Origin of the sequence: Croceibacterium atlanticum (assembly GCF_001008165.2) — a bacterium.
In the GTDB taxonomy this organism is placed as follows: domain Bacteria; phylum Pseudomonadota; class Alphaproteobacteria; order Sphingomonadales; family Sphingomonadaceae; genus Croceibacterium_C; species Croceibacterium_C atlanticum.
On sequence record NZ_CP011452.2, the window covers coordinates 926,030 to 943,235 of the forward strand.

11 protein-coding genes and 2 tRNA genes are annotated in these 17,206 nt (G+C 60.1%); 6 read left to right on the plus strand and 7 right to left on the minus strand.

Features of this window, described 5'->3' with window-relative positions:
* Window positions 1-24: 24 nt before the first annotated feature.
* The 3 genes from WYH_RS04375 to WYH_RS04385 all read left to right on the plus strand — a co-directional run bounded on the left by WYH_RS04375 (window position 25) and on the right by WYH_RS04385 (window position 1,254).
* Window positions 25-1,020: a polysaccharide deacetylase family protein gene (locus WYH_RS04375; protein WP_046902865.1), complete on the plus strand. Its 996-nt coding sequence runs from the start codon at window positions 25-27 to the stop codon at window positions 1,018-1,020.
* Between the two features lie 61 nt (window positions 1,021-1,081).
* Window positions 1,082-1,157 (plus strand) — tRNA-Ile (locus tag WYH_RS04380).
* A gap of 20 nt (window positions 1,158-1,177) precedes the next feature.
* Window positions 1,178-1,254, plus strand: a tRNA-Pro gene (locus WYH_RS04385).
* Window positions 1,255-1,322: 68 nt separating this feature from the next.
* On the opposite strand, the gene WYH_RS04390 is transcribed toward WYH_RS04385, so the two are convergent.
* Window positions 1,323-2,045, minus strand: a complete 723-nt coding sequence (locus WYH_RS04390; protein WP_244877960.1) for a ZIP family metal transporter — start codon at window positions 2,043-2,045, stop codon at window positions 1,323-1,325.
* Window positions 2,046-2,258: 213 nt separating this feature from the next.
* On the opposite strand from WYH_RS04390, the gene WYH_RS04395 reads away from it, so the two are divergent.
* Window positions 2,259-3,920, plus strand: coding sequence for an N-acyl-D-amino-acid deacylase family protein (locus WYH_RS04395; RefSeq protein ID WP_046902867.1), 1,662 nt, complete (start codon window positions 2,259-2,261; stop codon window positions 3,918-3,920).
* Between the two features lie 17 nt (window positions 3,921-3,937).
* Here WYH_RS04395 and WYH_RS04400 read toward each other — a convergent pair whose 3' ends face one another.
* The gene (locus tag WYH_RS04400; protein WP_046902868.1) at window positions 3,938-5,176 is read right to left on the minus strand and encodes a dicarboxylate/amino acid:cation symporter; all 1,239 of its coding nucleotides are present in this window, start codon (window positions 5,174-5,176) and stop codon (window positions 3,938-3,940) included.
* Between the two features lie 180 nt (window positions 5,177-5,356).
* Here WYH_RS04400 and WYH_RS04405 point away from each other — a divergent pair, with 180 nt between their 5' ends.
* Window positions 5,357-6,238, plus strand: coding sequence for a LysR family transcriptional regulator (locus WYH_RS04405; RefSeq protein ID WP_046904805.1), 882 nt, complete (start codon window positions 5,357-5,359; stop codon window positions 6,236-6,238).
* Window positions 6,239-6,298: 60 nt separating this feature from the next.
* Here the strand turns inward: WYH_RS04405 and WYH_RS04410 are convergent, their stop codons facing one another.
* The 4 genes from WYH_RS04410 to dgcN all read right to left on the minus strand — a co-directional run bounded on the left by WYH_RS04410 (window position 6,299) and on the right by dgcN (window position 12,965).
* Window positions 6,299-9,106 (minus strand): TonB-dependent receptor domain-containing protein, encoded by a 2,808-nt coding sequence (locus tag WYH_RS04410; protein ID WP_053833389.1) that lies wholly within the window; start codon window positions 9,104-9,106, stop codon window positions 6,299-6,301.
* Window positions 9,107-9,282: 176 nt separating this feature from the next.
* Complete coding sequence (locus tag WYH_RS04415) at window positions 9,283-10,887, minus strand: N-acyl-D-amino-acid deacylase family protein (protein WP_082348061.1); 1,605 nt, start codon at window positions 10,885-10,887, stop codon at window positions 9,283-9,285.
* 93 nt (window positions 10,888-10,980) lie between these two features.
* The gene (dgcA, locus tag WYH_RS04420) at window positions 10,981-11,970 is read right to left on the minus strand and encodes an N-acetyl-D-Glu racemase DgcA (RefSeq protein ID WP_046902869.1); all 990 of its coding nucleotides are present in this window, start codon (window positions 11,968-11,970) and stop codon (window positions 10,981-10,983) included.
* Window positions 11,928-12,965 (minus strand): N-acetyltransferase DgcN, encoded by a 1,038-nt coding sequence (gene dgcN / locus WYH_RS04425; RefSeq protein ID WP_179945446.1) that lies wholly within the window; start codon window positions 12,963-12,965, stop codon window positions 11,928-11,930. The genes dgcA and dgcN overlap by 43 nt, the downstream gene beginning before the upstream one ends.
* A gap of 274 nt (window positions 12,966-13,239) precedes the next feature.
* Between dgcN and WYH_RS04430 the strand changes: the two genes are divergently transcribed.
* Entirely contained in the window at window positions 13,240-14,484 is a 1,245-nt protein-coding gene (locus WYH_RS04430; protein ID WP_046902870.1) for a serine hydrolase domain-containing protein, read from the plus strand.
* A 75-nt stretch (window positions 14,485-14,559) separates the two neighbouring features.
* Here the strand turns inward: WYH_RS04430 and WYH_RS04435 are convergent, their stop codons facing one another.
* Window positions 14,560-17,091, minus strand: a complete 2,532-nt coding sequence (locus tag WYH_RS04435; protein ID WP_046902871.1) for a TonB-dependent receptor domain-containing protein — start codon at window positions 17,089-17,091, stop codon at window positions 14,560-14,562.
* Between the last annotated feature and the right edge of the window lie 115 nt (window positions 17,092-17,206).

Consider the following 17,206-nt stretch of genomic DNA (forward strand, 5'->3'; position numbering starts at 1 on the left):
TAAGCGTTGCGGGGGAACAGGGCGGTGCGATCGATCATCAAGCCGCCACCTGCGGGAACCGGGGCCAGCTTTGCCCCTGATTTCGGCCAGCGTTTCATCATCACGGTCGACACCGAAGAGGAATTCGACTGGTCGCAGCCGATCGACCGCACCAGCCACGGGCTGGACCATGTGGGCAAGATCGCCCGTTTTCAGGACTTCTGCGAAAGCCACGGCGTCGTGCCAGTCTATCTGGTCGACTGGCCGATTGCCACGTCGGACCTTGCAGCCGAAATCCTTCGCCAGCCAATCGCGGAGGGCAAGGCGGAAGTGGGCGTGCAATTGCATCCCTGGGTCAGCCCGCCCTTCGAAGAAGAAGTGTGCGAACGCAATTCCTATGCCGGAAACCTGCCGGAAGAGCTGGAGCGGGCGAAACTTCTGACCCTTCGTGACCAGATCGAAAAGGCATTCGGCAAGGCGCCGCTGATCTATCGCGCGGGCCGTTATGGCCTTGGCCCGAATACGGCGCCGATCCTGGCCGAAGCGGGTATTGCGATAGACAGCTCTGTACGCAGCAAGTTTGACTATTCCGCTCGTGGAGGGCCGGATTACCGCCCTCACCCGCTCACGCCCTATTGGGTAGATTCGGAACGCAGGTTGCTGGAACTGCCGCTGACCACGGTGTTCTGGGGTATGCTGCGGCGGCAGGGAGACTGGATCTATCCCCGCTTGTGGCGCACCCCCAGCCTGCGCGGCATCCTCGCCAGGCTCAGCCTGCTGGAACGAATCCCGCTGACGCCGGAAGGGGTGAGCGTTGAGGAAGCGATCCGCGGGATCGACATGGCGCTGGATGACGGCGTGCCGTTGCTCGTCTTCTCTTTCCACAGCCCCTCGCTCGACATCGGGCACACACCCTATGTGCGCGACGAGGCCGATCTGGAGGCACTATACGATTGGTGGGAACGCATTTTTGCCTATCTGGAAACCCGCCAGATCGCGCCGACAAGCGTGGCGGGCATCATCGATACAGTGCAACGCTGACAACCCTTGCTTGCCAGCGCAGGGCCACCAAGCTACTGGCCCTGCGCGCATGTAGTGCAAGGGGCCTGTAGCTCAGCGGTTAGAGCTGGCCGCTCATAACGGCTAGGTCGCGGGTTCGAATCCTGCCGGGCCCACCATTGCAGCGCACAGTCCAGGTCGGGGAGTAGCGCAGCCCGGTAGCGCGCCTGCTTTGGGAGCAGGATGTCGCAGGTTCGAATCCTGTCTCCCCGACCAACTTCCCAACATTTCTGTTTTCAGCAACTTAGACGACAATCGTCTTGCCCTGGCCTTGCCTGCCCTGATCAGCTGGGTGAAAGCGAGCCAAGGATGAAGGCCATTGCGAGGCCGAGTGCGGTCGCGATGCCAGCCAGCTTGCGGTCTTCGTTATATGCCTTTGGAAAGACTTCGGTGGCCAGGCTGGCGACAACCGCACCGGAAGCAAAACATCGGATCAGAGCAAGCCAATTGCTCGATACACCCGAAAGAAGCAGGTTGCCGGCGATAGCAGCCGAGGCAAGCAACGCCGCTGTCGCTGCCCAGAGCCACAGAACGGCAGCCTTGCTTCGTCCATCCTGGACCATTTCGCGCGCTCCCCCAGCTGCTTCCGGGAGGTTGGAAAGGAATATGGCCCCAGCGAGCGCCGCGACTTCAAGCGCTCCGGCACCGATCAGGGCCACGCCAAGCGCCAGGTTCTCCGGCACGCCATCGAGAGTGATGGCGGCAAGCAGTCCACCGCCTGATTCTTCGCCCAAAAAGCGGGCTATCAGCCAGTCTGCCCCGGTGAACACAGTCGCACCCACGGCCATACTGATCATTGCCGTCCAGACTGACAGGTCTTTCATGGCGGGTTCGATCAGTTCAGAAACGAGCGAAACGATGAGTGCGCCGCCCGCAATGGCTACGAGAAAACCTTCGAGCGACGCGGAAAGCTTGCCGAAGGTTCCCCACAGCGCCCCGATGAGCAGAGCTGCGGAAACCGCAAGCAGGACCACAACCATTGTCATGGCGACCGAACGAAGGGCCACCTGGCTGGTTCCGAACGTCTCTGCCCTGCCCCCGGATCGGCGCCATCCGGCTTGATGATCGCTTCTCTGGGACTTCCGCGTTTCCGCGTTGGGCCCCGGGCCGCCACAAGCCGCTATGGATAACCTTCGATTATAGCTGGGTTAGCGGTACGAATAGAGAGTTTGGCCCCAACAGGCATATCCTTTCGGTCGGTAGCCGATACGGGGGTATGAATGAGCAAGAGGTCCAACACCTGTCGCGCGATAATGCTGTGTCTGGCAGCTACGGCAGCAGTCCCGCCTGTAACTCACGCCAATGAGGCGGCACAATCGCGGGTGTTCGACCTCCTCATCCTCAATGGTAGCGTGGTCGACGGGACGGGCTCCGCACCATACACTGCGGATATCGCCATTGACGGGGACCGTATCGTGGCGATCTCCACCGACAAGATGCGCCCCGAGGACGGGCGCGAAGTGCTTGACGCAGGCGGGCTTTTCGTCGTGCCGGGCTTCATCGACAACCATGCTCATGTGCAGACGAGCATCCACGAACGCCCGCTCGCGGAAAACTTCATCAGGCAGGGGATCACCAGTATTGTCGCCAGCCTGCACAGCGGCGATCAGCCCTACCCCCTCAAGCCATATCTGGACTCGCTTGAAGTCGCCCCCAATGTGGGTTTCTTTGCGGGCCACACCTTCGCCCGCAAGCAAGTTCTCGGGCTCGACAACCGGGCGCCTACAGCAACCGAACTGGCAAAGATGCAGGACATCATCGCCGAAGGTATGAAAGGCGGTGCGCTGGGAGTCTCCACGGGTCTGGTCTATGTGCCCGCCAGCTATGCTGAAACGGCGGAAGTGACAGCTCTCGCCCGTGTCGCTTCGTGCTATGGCGGCATATATGTTTCGCATATGCGCGATGAGGGCGCAGGTGTGGTGCAGTCGGTGAAGGAGGTAATCCGCGTCGCCCAGGATGCCCGGATCCCTGCCCAGATCAACCATCACAAGATCATGGGTGCGGGACAGTGGGGAGAAAGCACCACAACGCTGGCGCTGATCGACGAGGCTCGTGCGCGCGGTCTCGACATAAAGCACGATCTCTATCCCTATGCAGCGTCCAGCACTTCCTCTTCCGTGATGTTTCCCGACTGGGCTCTGGCAGGCGGCGCGGGCTCCTTTGCGGAACGCATCGCCGATCCCGCCACGCGCGCCAGGATAGAGAGCGAGATGATGCGCATCCTCATGGTCCAGCGAACCGGCGCCGACCTTTCAAGGATCCAGTTTCGCGACGTGTCGGGCATGCCGGAATATCGCGGCAGGACGCTGTCCGATCTCGCCACGGAACGGGGCCTTGAAGGAACTCCGGAAGACGCGATCGACCTTCTCATAGAGCTGCAGCTCAATGGCGGTTTCACGGCGATCTACCATGCAATGGACGAAGAAGACATCGTCAGCATCATGCAGCATCCCTGGGCGATGTTTGAAACGGATGGCGACCCTGTGGGCCTTGGTGAAGGATTCCCGCATCCCCGCAGCTACGGCTCATTCCCCCGCGTGCTCGGGCGCTATGTGCGGGAACAGGGCGTTATCGATATCGCAGAAGCGATCCGGCGCATGACCTCGCTTCCCGCAGACCAGATCGGAGCGACCGACCGCGGCCGCTTGCGCGTGGGAGCCTTTGCCGACATCACTGTGTTCGATCCGGAAACGATCACGGACCGCGCCACTTATATCGAACCGCATCAATATGCGGTCGGTGTGCGACATGTCGTAATCAATGGCGAACCGGTCCTGCGCGACGGATCCCTGACAGGCGCAAAGCCCGGACGGCCACTTACCGGACCCGCGCGACCCGTAGAAACCTCGCCAGAAGCCTGCGTTGCACGGATAAGGCCATAGCCCGGGATTTCGCCCGCCTAAACATCGTCTGCGGAGCGGAATTCCCGCTCGTCGATCTCTCCGGCAAGCCTCCCGACAGCGACCGCTACCGTCGCATCGCCTGTCACATTCGTCATGGTACGCATCATGTCGAGCAGGTGATTGATGCCCGCAACGAAGGCGATCGTCTCCAGCGGAACGCCGATGGAGGTCAGAACAAGGCTCATCATCACCAGTCCCGATCCCGGAACCCCGGCGGCACCGATCGCGCCAAGTGTCGAGGTTAGTGCGATGAGACAGTAGGAGAGCCAGGTCAGCTCCACGCCGTAAGCCTGCGCCCCGAACAGGGCGATGACCCCCAGATACATGGCCGTGCCATTCATATTGATCGTCGCGCCGAGCGCGACGGTAAAGCTGGCTATGGAATTGGATACGCCCAGATTGCGTTCCACGCAGCGCAGCGTGACCGGAAGCGCGGCATTGGAAGACGCGGTCGAGAAGGCAACAGCCTGCGCGTCCACGATGCCGCGATAGAAATCTTTCACCGGCAACCTGGCGATCAGGCGCAGCATCAGGGGGTAGACGATCAGCAGGATTATACCGCAGCCCAGATAATTGAGCATGACCAGCTTGCCGAGCGGCAGGAGAGCCTCGAACCCGAAAGTCCCCGCGACCCAGGCAATCAGGGCAAACACGCCGAACGGCGTGAGTTCCATCACGATGATCGTCATTTTCTGCATGACGGCAGAACCGGCATCCATCGCGCGGGCAAGTGGAGCACCCTCACTACCGGAAGCCAGAATGGCCACGCCGAACAACACGGCAAAGACAATCATGGGCAAGATGCTGCCCTGCGCCATGGCCATCAGCGGATTGTCCGGAATGAGGTTCACGACCATCTGTATGACGGACTGGTCCGGCGGGGGCGGAATCTGGCTTCCCGCCGGAATGTCGATCGTAAGCCCTGCACCGGGTTGCACCAGCGTGGCCAGAAACATGCCGAGCGAAACGGATATCGCGGCTGTCATCATGAACAGACCGATGGCCCGCCCGCCGACCTTGCCCAGCTTTCCGATATCCCCAACTGCGGTTATACCCGAAACGAGGGAGAAGAAGATCAGCGGGACCACCAGCATCTTGATGGCACGGATGAACAGGTCGCCAATCCATTTGATCGAGTTGGCATCTTCTCCGAGCAAGATTCCGGCGACCACTCCCAGGCCAAGTGCCAGAATGACCCGTTTCCAGAGGGGTGTCGCGAACCACTTTTTCATCATGCCGGGCGTAGATCTCCGAAGCTTATCCGGCCATGCATAAACAGCAGCCATCGCGCGAACGAGTTCAATCTCTGCCTAGTGGCATAACCGCTGTCTATATATGAGTACCAGGCGGCACGAACTGCGCAGGAGCACGTGCCCGAAACCAGGTCGATCCGGCCAAGCCTGATAGGTGACATCATGCGTTTGCGCCACATCGAGATTTTCCACGCCGTCTATCTCAACGGCAGCGTCAGTGCCGCGGCGCGGGCACTCAACATTTCCCAGCCTGCGGTTACCAAGACCCTGAAACACGCCGAACAGACGCTGGGCTTTCCCCTGTTCGACAGGCGCGGTGGCCGGCTTGTGCCCACCGAAGACGCGCATACGATCTTCAAGGAAGTAGCCGATATACAGAACCGGGTTTCGTCCCTGCGGCAGGCAACGCGCAACATGCGGCGCGGTAGTGGATCCCTGCGGGTATCGGTCCTGCCATCGCTGGCACTGGACATCCTTCCGCGAGCGGTCGCAAAGTTTTCGCAAAACCATCCGGATGTCTTCTTCGATCTGCAGACACTTCATCACGAAGAAATCGGGCGCGCCCTGTTTGAGCGTGAAGTCGACATCGTGATAGCCTACAAGGCCCCGCGGGATCTCCCGGTCATTTCACGCTGGCTGGGCGAAGGTGAGCTGGGCCTGCTCTACCGCCGTGAGGAATTGAAGGACGAGCCTGGCCGTGTTTCGCTGAAGACCGTGGCCGACAGGCGTTTCATCAGCCTGGCCCAAAGCGGCCCTATCGGCGATCTGCTGCGCCAGGAACTTGGGCGGGACGATACCGAGCTGAACGAAGTCGTATCGGCCAGGACCTTTTTCATCGCGTCCGCACTTGTGCGCGAAGGTATCGGAATGGCCGTGCTCGACAACTTCACAGCCATGGCGGCGGTGGACGAACGCGTAGGCTTCAAACCTCTTCAGCCGACCCTGGCATTCGACGTGTTTGCAATGACACTAGAGAAACGGCCGTTCTCCCATTCGGCGAGCGAATTCCTCGATATATTCCGCAACTGCCTGGAAGAAGCCTGACCTGCACGAAAAAGGGGGGCGGCAAGCCACCCCCCTTCCCGTTCGGTTAACTGAGCGAACTCAGAACTCGATTTCGGCGCCGATCCGGAAGGTCCGGCCCAGCAGGTTGTATAGCGACTGGTTCGTGGCCGGGGTGGCATAAGCGCTACCCGCAGGGCCAGACGCCACAACCGGCGGATCCTTGTCCAGCAGATTGGACACTGCGAAGAACAGGGTCGTCTCCGCAGGGCCAAGATCGACATCGTAATAGACCGAACCATCGACATAGAACGCACCATCGATGTGATTGGTGTTGATCGTCCGCGCAGTCGCCGTGGAGACGGGGCAGCCGGAAGTACATGCGATATAGGTGTTATCGTAAGTACCGGAACTGATACCCCGGCCGACGAGATTCAGGCGGACAGGTCCCGTTTCGTAACTCGCGGTCACACGATAGAGGAACTCCGGATTGCCGCCGCTGCTGTTCTCACCCACGATGTCCACCGCCGGGTCCAGCCCGTTATCCACGATGTTTTCGAGATAGAGCGTGGCAATCCCGCGCAGGGTGAGGAAGCCCGAGCCGAGATCGGTCCGGTAGGTCGTTTCGAAGTCCAGACCGCTGGCTTCCTGCGAGGCGAAGTTGAACGGGCTCTCGAAAATCTGGAGATTTGTCCCGAACTCGTTGGGCCCGCGCACGATCGATCCGCAGTACTGATCCACGCCTTCATAGCAGCGATCGATGATCGTCTGGGCAGAGAGCGAGTCGATCGCATCGTCGATCTTGATATTGTAATAATCGATCGACGCGGAGAAGCCGGGCACGAAGTATGGCTGGAAGACCACGCCCACGCCCCACTGATCGGCAATTTCGGGTGTCAGGTTACGGTTGCCGGTCGTGGTGCCGGCGAAAGGTGCCGACTGGTTCCCGTTGAAGGGATCCAGCACCGTGTTGGTACGCGTGGACCCGGCGGTGAACAGTTCCGCAAGATTGGGCGCGCGGATGTCCCGCGAACGGGTGGCACGAAAACGCAAACCATCGATCGGCTCGAAAGTGGCGCCGATTTTCCAGGTCGTGACATATCCGGAGGTTGAATAGTCAGTGCCGCGGATCGCGCCGTTGATATCCAGCGTATCAAGCACGGGAACGAGCAGTTCCAGATAGCCTTCCGTTACCGAGTAATCGCCGAAACTGGGCAGGAAATTGCCCGTGAACCAACCCGACTGGTAACGGTCTTCGACATAGCCGGATACTTCCTCTGTCCGGTGTTCACCGCCGATGGCGACGGAGATGGCACCCGCCGGCAGATCAAAGGCATCGAAGGACAGATTTGCCGCATAGACATTCTGTTCAAAACGCTGTTTCCGATACGGATCGCCCAAAATCCAGGCAACCGCTTCAGGGTCGGCAACACCCACCCCGAAGCGGTTGAGCGGAAGGCAGCCATTACCGGGATCGCTCAACGTAGAGCGACACACGATTGTACCTTCCGCAACGCCGAGGGCATTGCCCACTGGGGCAAATACCGCATCGGTCGCCTGGCTCAGCCTTGCATTGTTTGCGATCCCGAGGGCTGATTCACGCGTATTGGCAATGCCTTTCTGATAGTAAGCGTCCCAACGGGCAGAATTGCCGAACAGTTCGAACTCACCGTCGGCCCCGACCACGTAGCGCTGAACGCCTCGCCGGGTTCCGTTGGTGCGAACGCCCAGATCGGCATTCGTGGTACCGAACCGGAACGAAGTCTCCCCGGCCTCGGCCAGCTGGTTGCGCACGACCTGCGGCAGGAAGGCATTGTCTGCCTGTATGGTCACGTTGCCCTGGTTGCGATGGATACCGAGCTGGCCACTATTGACAGAATGTGCGTAGCTGCCCTGCGCAAACAGGTTCAATGCAGGCGAAATTTCGTAGCTGATGCGCCCGAAAACGCTCTTTCGGTTCTCTTCCGGATCGAGGGACTGGTTATTGTTGACCTGCGTCAGGGCCCAATCCCCGCCAATCAGCCACGGATCCTCGACCGTACCGAAGTCGAACTGACCCACCGAACCTTCGGGTCCGAAATAGGTGCCTCGCAGCGCTCCGCCCGTGATCAGGCCGCCCGGAGTGGCGAGCGACAGCCCGGCCCTGTCGGTTATAAGCCTTTCCGGCTCACCATTGCCGGGAGCGTAGGCGGGATTGTTGATCTGGTACCACCCGCGATTGTTCCAGTCCCGCGGCACCTTGTTCAGGCCTTCGCGGATCGCGATCTCGCCATTGAGGAGAATATGCCCACGGCCATCGGCAAAAGGCGTACCGAAGGTGACATCGTAATTGTGAGTTGGAGCATCACCGTAAGTGGTAATTCCAGCCTCTGCGCTTGCCTTCAACCCGGTATAATCTTCGTCCAGGATGAAGTTGACCACGCCGCTGACGGCGTCCGAACCATAAGCGGCCGAAGCGCCGCCGGTGACAACTTCAACACCGGAGATCAGCCCCTGAGGGAAAGTGTTGACGTCGACCTGCCCACCCAGCGCGGAACCCACCGAGCGTTGTCCGTTAAGGAGCACCAGCGTGCGGCTGGTGCCCAGTCCGCGCAGATTGATCGTGTTGAGACCAGACAGGCCGGAACTCATCGAGAGATTGCTGTTTGCCGGAGTGGAACTGCCCACGACCGAAGGAATCTCGTTGACGAAATCAGCCACGTTGGCCGGCGCCGTAGCCTCGATATCCTGCTGACCCAGCACAGTGAGCGGGGTCGGTGCATTGTAGCCACTGCGCTGAATGCGCGTACCGGTGACGACAATGGTTTCTTGCGACTGTTCCTGCGTCAGCTCGCCCGCGTCGGAGAGCGTATCCCCTTCGACCGCGGCCACGTCCTGGCCCTGCGCGGACGATGCAAAAAACAGCCCCATTGCGATTGCAATATGTGAGCTAAACAATTTTCCCGTCATGTTTTAATCCCTTTGCGTTTGCTGCGCCCATGGTCGCAGGCTCGGGTTTTTCCCGCCTTGGCTCCGCCTCTTTCCGGGCGGATTGCGCATCCTCCGAAGATTTTGCCGCGACAGGTTTCGGCCTGCCGCGGCATATGTCAGCAGCCGTCCCGCGCAGATGTTCTGGGCAATGGACGCCCACCCGCCCTGCCGGTCGGTATTCCGTCATCCATTTCCAGCGTGCCGTTCACGAGAACGGTCTGCACGCCTTGCGTGAACAGCCTGGCTTCAAGGAAGTTGGCACGGGGCGCATAGGCTTCAGGGTCGAACACGACGACATCGGCATAAGCACCCTCGACCAGGCTTCCGCGCCCCTCGAGCTTAAAGGCGGCAGCCGGCACCACGGAACTCTGATCGATAAACTGACGCAGGGTCAGAACCTTTCGATCCTTCACATAGGTGTCATATTTGCGGGCATAGCTGGCGTAATAGCGCGGATGGCCTGCGGAGGCGTCCGAACTGGTCATCACCCAAGGCTTTTTCATGAAAGCTGCGATATCGGACTCGGTCTGATTGAAGGATGCCACGCCCGTTTCGGAGCGGCGCAGCGCATCAATAGCCGCCTGGATCGGATCGCCACCGGCAGCAGGTGCCAGATCGGCCAGTGTCTTGCCCAGAAGGTCCGCTGGACCGCGGGTTATCAGCAGCGATTCCGGCCCGCCACGGCGACGCAGGTTCTCGCTCATTTCCACTCGAATGCGGGCCATCTGTTCCGGATCGTCGAAACGTGCCAGCGTCGCTTCGCGGCCGCCATCCTGCGCCCATCGCGGCAACAGAGCCGAACTGAGACCGGTACCGGAAGCGGACCATGGATACTGGTCAGCATGGACGACCTGACCTGCGGCCTGGGCTTGCTCCACTGCGGCGATCACTTCGTCTGCCTGACCATGCACATCAACGCCCAGCGCCTTGATATGGCCGATGTGAACCGGGATATCCGCGAGGCGTCCGATAGCCAGCGCCTCTTCCACTGCCCCGACGAGACCCACTGTGTAGCTCGATTCATCGCGGATATGGCTGTCATAAGTACCGCCATGGCGTGCTGCCACCTTGGCCAGTGCGACGACTTCGCCCTCCTCGGCAAAGCTCTGCGGGGCGTAGAACAGGCCGGTTGAAAGGCCGAGCGCTCCCTCGCACATAGCCTGCTCGGTAAGAGATTCCATTTCTGCAAGTTCTGCGGCCGTCGGCTCGCGGTCCTCGCTGCCGATCACCTTGCTGCGAAGCGCGCCGAGTCCGACATAGGCCGCGAAGTTGATGCCGTAATCGCGCCCGGTATCCTTGCCGAACACCGCCGAAACATCCGGATCGCCGCCGCCATCCACACCGATGAAGGCCGTTGTGACGCCCTGAGTAACGAAGGGCAGCACGAGACGCGCAGCGGGAATATCAGAGGCCAGCGCATCGCCGACATGGGTGTGCGTGTCGATGAAACCGGGAGCAACAACCATCCCTTCAGCTTCGATGGTCCGCGCCGCAGTTCCGGAATATTCGGGCCCGACATAGACGATCCGGTCACCCGAAACCGCGATGTCACCGATAAAGGGTTCTGCACCGCCAGGATAAATCCTGCCATTGGCGATGAGGATGTCGGCATCCGCCGCTTGCCCCTGTGACTGGGCCATTGCGGATGTGCCCGCGAGCAACCCCGCGACCGCAAGTGCGATGCCGCTGCACACCTTCATGGAATTACCCCTCTTCGTCATACCGACCTCCTTTGTTCCGATACTATTACGGACCTCGGAGCTGGCGGGAACGGGGAAGTCCATGATAATATCGGGGCGCAACATAGCTTCCGGTTATAGGTTGCCCCAGAATCCCGGTGCGGGTGGAAACATCACCCCGCAATCTTCGATCAACCCGCCTTCTCGATCTTCAGCTAGCCAGGTCGGACCATCGAGATCGATGAATTCGCATCGCTGCGCGATAACTATCGCAGGCGCGATCGACAGCGAGCTGGAAGTCATGCATCCGACCATCAGCCCGATCTTCTCACGCTCGGCAGCGGCCAGCATGGCAAGGGCCATTGTCAGCCCGCCTGTCTTGTCGAGCTTGATGTTCACGTAGTCATATCGCCGGGCGAGCCAGGATAGATCGTCCGCCACATGGCCGGATTCGTCTGCGGCGAGCGGCACGGATCGTTTAAAACCTTCCAGCACTTCATCTTCGCCAGCGGGCAGAGGCTGCTCGAGCAGGTCGACCCGCAAATTCACGAGTTCATCCTGCCAGTCCGAGAGTTGCTCGATCGACCAGCTTTCGTTGGGATCGACGATGACCCGCGGCGACGGCGCCACTTCGCGAACCGCGCGAATGGCGTCAAGTGGCTTGTCGCCATTCACCTTGATCTTCAATAGCGGCACGCCCGAAAGCGCCTTCGCGCTTGCCGCCATTGCCTCGGGCGTATCGAGGCTCACAGTCATCGCGGTTGCCACTGGCTCCACACGATCCCGCCCAATCGCACTCGCGACCGATATTCCATCCCGCGCTGCTTCCAGATCCCACAAGGCGCAGTCCAGCGCATTGCGCGCCGCACCGGCGGGCATGATCTCCAAAAGTTTATAACGGTCCGCCCCGGCCTCGATCTCCCCGCGAATATCTTCGATCTGGGAAAGGACCGATTCCACTGTTTCGCCATAGCGGGCGTAAGGCACGCTTTCGCCACGTCCGGTCCAGTCACCTTCGCGGATCTCGACGGCGATCGTGTCGGCAACCGACTTGACCCCCCGCGATATCCGGAAGGGCCGGTTCAGGCGGAACGGCGCGTGGACTGCGTTGAGTTGCCGAAGCATTCATCTATCCTGTCAATGATGGGATCGGCGCCATGCGCAAAGGGATCGACACAGGGAAGACCGTGCTCGCGCCCGATTGCCTCGCAAAGCGCCCGCCCCTCCTCCTCGGACATTGAGGAGGTGTTCAATGCAATGCCCACGGGGATGACATCGGGGCTCGTCAGCCGTGCGACTTCGAGATTGGCAGCGATCGTTCTTGCCAGTGTGGGAACCTGGTAATGCGGCAAACCGCGCATGTGTTCACGCACAGGATCGTGGCAGATCACGATTGCATCAGGTTGCGCACCATGCAGAAGGCCCGTGGAAACCCCGGCGAAGGAAGGGTGAAACAGCGAACCCTGCCCCTCTATCAGATCCCAGCCACCATCATGGCGGGGCGGCGACAATTCCTCGATCGCACCCGAGATGAAATCCGCGATCACTGCGTCGAGCGGGACGCCGGAGCCGGCAATCAGGATTCCGGTCTGCCCGGTAGCGCGGAAATCGGCATTATAGCCGCGCGCCTTCATTGCAGCTTCGATGCACAGCGTGGTGACCATCTTGCCCACTGAACAATCGGTTCCGACAGTCAGCAGACGCCGGCCCTCGCGCAGCTTTCCATTACCGACCTTGAGATCGCCCGACGGATCGCGAACATCGAACAGCATTCTGCCATTGCGCTCGGCCGCCTCGACCAGTGCCGGCACATCGCGAAGCCTTCCGTGCAAGCCGGATGCAATATCCAGTCCTGCCTCCAGCGCCTCGAGCGCATCGGCAACCAGCTCGTCAGTAAGGGCTCCTCCGGCACTGGCAACGCCGAGCACCAAAGTCTTCGCCCCGGCCTTTGCCGCTTCGGCGAAAGACATTCTGGGCAAGCCGAGGGTAAGGCAATCTTCGCCGCGAACAAACTCCCCGACGCAATCTTGCTGCCGGAACATCGCAATGCCTCGCGACGTCTTGATCGCGAGCGGATCGGATGTCGATCCGAGGTAAAGTAGATAGGGTGTCTGTATCATCACGTCGGCCATTAATGAGAGTTCGCTCTCTTCTTGGCAGCGCGCTGATCCTCCGTCTTATCGAATGCGACACGCGTGATATAACCTTGGTATATAGCCGGGCGTTGCGCTGGTGCTTTCCTGCCACCGCCGTCAATCGGTTACTTGATGAGATCGTCAATGAGGTTTGAGCCGGACAACCGACCGGTTCCCGGCAAAGCCGGGCAGCGAGCCATTTCGAACTAACACCGCCGCCCGCCTGTATGTACACTTCCCCGAAACAGGGGAGGATATCATGAAAACGACGAGGTTCCTGCGATCAGTTCTGGGCAGCGCCGCCGTTCTGGCTGCGGCAATGGCTCCGGCAAGTGCCCTCGCCCAGGTCAGCTTGCCGCCACCACTGCAGGCTGACGCACCGTCAGACGTTCCGAACGCGGTGCAGATATTGCGCTGGTCGATGCTGGACGAAAACATCAACAGCCTCACCTTCCGCAGCATGGACGAGTTGTTCACCACGCGCTCCGTCCCACGCGCTGGCCAGACATGGCAGCTCGAACGCGATGATCATCCGCTCGACTTCACATATGAATTCGCAGGCAAGACCTACACGCCCGAAGAATTCCTCGACCGGACATATACGAACGCCATGCTGGTGATGAAGAACGGCCGCATCGTCTACGAGAATTATCGGAACAATAGTGACGAGCGGACTCGGTTCATGGGCTGGTCCATGACCAAGTCCTTCACCTCCATCCTGGTCGGGATCGCGCTGGGCGAAGGGCGCATCAAATCGCTGGACGATCCGATCGAAGCCTATCTGCCCGAACTGAAAGGCGGCGGCTATGAAGGGGTCACTATCCGGCAGATCATGCAAATGCGTTCCGGCGTCGATTACGAGGAGCGCTACGACTTCGAGAATCCGGGGATCGCCGCCAGCAACCATATCTCCGCACTGGTGAAGAATGCCACGCGCTTCGTCGAACCAGCCCGCACGATCCGACGCATTCACGAACCCGGAGAAGTATTCCAGTACAAGACCCTGGATACCGCCGTCCTGGGCCTGCTGGTTGAACGGGTAAGCGGCGGGAGCACGATTGCCGCCTATATGACGAAAAATCTGTGGGAGCCGCTGGGGGCGGAACGCGATGGCTTCTTCATCATGGATGGCCAACCGGGCGAAGGGCGCGAGTTCAACGGAGCGGGCTTCAATGCCACGCTTCGCGACTTCGCTCGCTTCGGCCTGATGATGATGAATGGCGGCAGGGGCAATGGGCGCCAGATCGTGGACCCCGAATGGGTGGCCAGTTCCACCCGTCCGACAGAGCCCGTGCCCGCCGGGCAGATGGGCTATTCCATGCAATGGTGGAATTTCGACAATGGAGCTTACACCGCCCTCGGCTTGCAGGGTCAGTACATCTATGTCGATGCCGCAACTGAAACAGTCGTGGTCAAGCTCAGCTATTTCCCCCCCGCGGAAATGCAGGCATCCGCAGAAACCGAAGCCTTCCTGAAGGCGGTGTCAGGCTGGAACCCCGAATAAGACAGTTATGACAGAACGCCCTGCCGGCCAGTGGACGACAGGGCGTTCTCGTATTTCCAGCCAGATACTCCGACCCTAAAAGTTCGCCCTCACCCCAAGGGCCACGGTCCGGCCGACCATGTCATGGGCATTCGGATCGAAGGCAAGGTTCCCGTTCTGGACGTAGGGCGGGTTGTTGTCGAAGATGTCCTCCACATCCAGAGTGAACGTCACACCTTCCATAATCGCAAACGGAGAATCGATCCGGTAACGCAGGGCCAGATCGAATTCGACATGCGAAGGCACATCCTGGACAGGCGCCACCGTGTCGTTTTCATATCCGCCAAGATATTTGGCAAACAGAGTGGCCGAGAACCCACCGATATCGGCACCGGCATAAGCGCGAGCCGCCAGTTGCGCCGGATTGTTGATGGTGTCCACCACATCGCTAAGCGGTGCGCCAGTGATGATCGAGCGGCGGAAATTCAGGATATAGGCGGCGTTGAAGCCGGCGCGCCAACCGCCCCAGTCCGTCACGCCATTATAGGAACCGATGAATTCAAGGCCCTCGGTCTTGAGAGCGCCGAGATTCACTTTTCGCCCGTCGACAAGCGCGTAAACATCGGAAGGATCAGCGGGAACGGCACTGAACAGCCCGCCCTCGATGATTTCCACCACGCGGGCCAGATCCGGGCCAATCGTTATCACAGGCGCCAGTTCCGGCTTCTGCAAGGCCAGACGGTCATTACCCGGCGTAGCGATGCGATTGGTGTAGTCCACATTGTAATAGGTTGCGGAAAGGCGCAGGCCGGGTGCCCAGTCAGGCTCGAAATCGGCACCGAAAGACCAGGTCGTCGCGGTTTCCGGTTCCAGCCCCGGATTGCCGCCTCTCAGAAACAGGACCTGGCGCGCCACGTTGTCGCTATCGAAGAAGGTCGCATATTGGTTGAAGGGCGATCCCGTATCGGCAAGCGTCGGCGCGCGGAAAGAGGTGCCGAAACTGCCGCGAATGGTGAGGGAATCCACCGGGATAAAGTTCACGCCGATCTTTGGGTTGGTCGTGTCCCCGATATCGGAATAATCGTCGTAACGCACCGCTGCGGAAATATTGAGTGCCGGCCCCTCGCCTCCCAGGACTGGTACGAAAAGCTCCCCGAACACGGAATCCACGGTGCGATTGAGGTCTGTCTGGAATGGCGCCAGATCCTGCCAGTTGATATCCTGCCTGCTGACGCCGATGGCCAGCTTCACATCACCGCCCGGCATGGTGAACAAGGTCCCGTCGAGCGAAGCACCGAATTCATCGATGTAATAATTCGTGTCGACGCGGAATTCCCCGCCGGTAATGGCGGCGATGGTTGCCGAATTATTGTTGCCGTTGGACGAGAACGGATTGAAGGCGGTGGCGGCATTGCTATCCGCCAGTGCAGCTTGCAGGGCTGCATTGTCGATCTGCGGGTTGGACGACCGTTCCTTGTTTTCCCCATAAGCATAGAACACATTTGCGTTCCACGCGCCCAGATCTGCGTTGAGCCCACCTGTCACATGAATGAAATCCTGCTTTCCTTCGCCAGTGATCGATCCATTATCGTTGATGAAGGAATAGCTGACAGTGACGCGGTCACCCGGATCGCCCGGGTTCACATAGAATGGATTGGAGGTCGGCACGTCAAACTGGGCCGATAGCGGACCCAGCGGGCGGATGCTTTCACGATGGGCTATCACGCCCTGAGCATAGACGCTGAACACATTGCCCAGATCCTGCTCGAAAGTCCCCGCAAAGCTGTAGCGTTCCTGGGGCGGCAAGGCCGCGCCAAGCAGATAGGCGCTTTGCAGGTTGCGGGTTCCTGCCGTGAAATCGGCTTGTGTCAGGCCCGTGCCGTCTCCGTCGGGAATGGCATATGTGACGCCGCCGGCAGTAATATTGCCGGGGGAAGAAAATTCGGACCGCAGATCGGGGCCACCATAAGGCCGGAGATCGTCAGTGTAGAAACTCCGATCCGCCGCGAACAGCGTGCCGCGTTCCACATATTCGCCGGCAACAAGCAGCGAACCCGTCGACCAGTCTTTCCCGATTGCCGCGCCGGCCTGATATTCCTCGAAGCCATCGGCAAATTTTACGCGGCCCATCGCCTCCGCACCGTCAAGATTCTTGCGGAGAAGTATGTTCACCACGCCGCCGACCGCATCCGAACCGTAAATGCCGGAGCTGCCATCAGGCAGAACCTCGAGCCGGCCGATAGCCATGGTCGGGATAACGGAAGGATCGAAATACTGGCTCTGTGTGCCGCCGGCTGCGACACGCCGTCCGTCGATCAGCGTCAGCGTGGATTCCGTGCCCAATCCTCGCAGATTGACGCCGGTTCCTGCCGTTCGGTTCGCATTCTGGTTGTTGGCCGAGGTGAAGGAAGCATCCGTCGCGCCCAGATTGAAGACCTGTGGCAGTTCGGAGAGAATTTCGGTCGTCGTCGTTCCCGAACTCATTTCGATATTTTCGCGCCCAAGCCCGATGACGGGAGAACCCGTGGGATCGATCCCGCGAATTCTACTGCCAGTGACGAGGATAACCGTATCCCGGGCTTCCTCGGCGTCGGCTGCCCTGTCCTGATCTTGTGCGACTGCGGGCATTGACGACACTGCAAGCGCAAACATCGAAATGCCGAAACCGCCTATCCAGTTCCTGCTCCTCATTATTCTTCTCCCCAAGTTCCGCTTTACGCGGTTATTGCGCCGTCGCATCGCT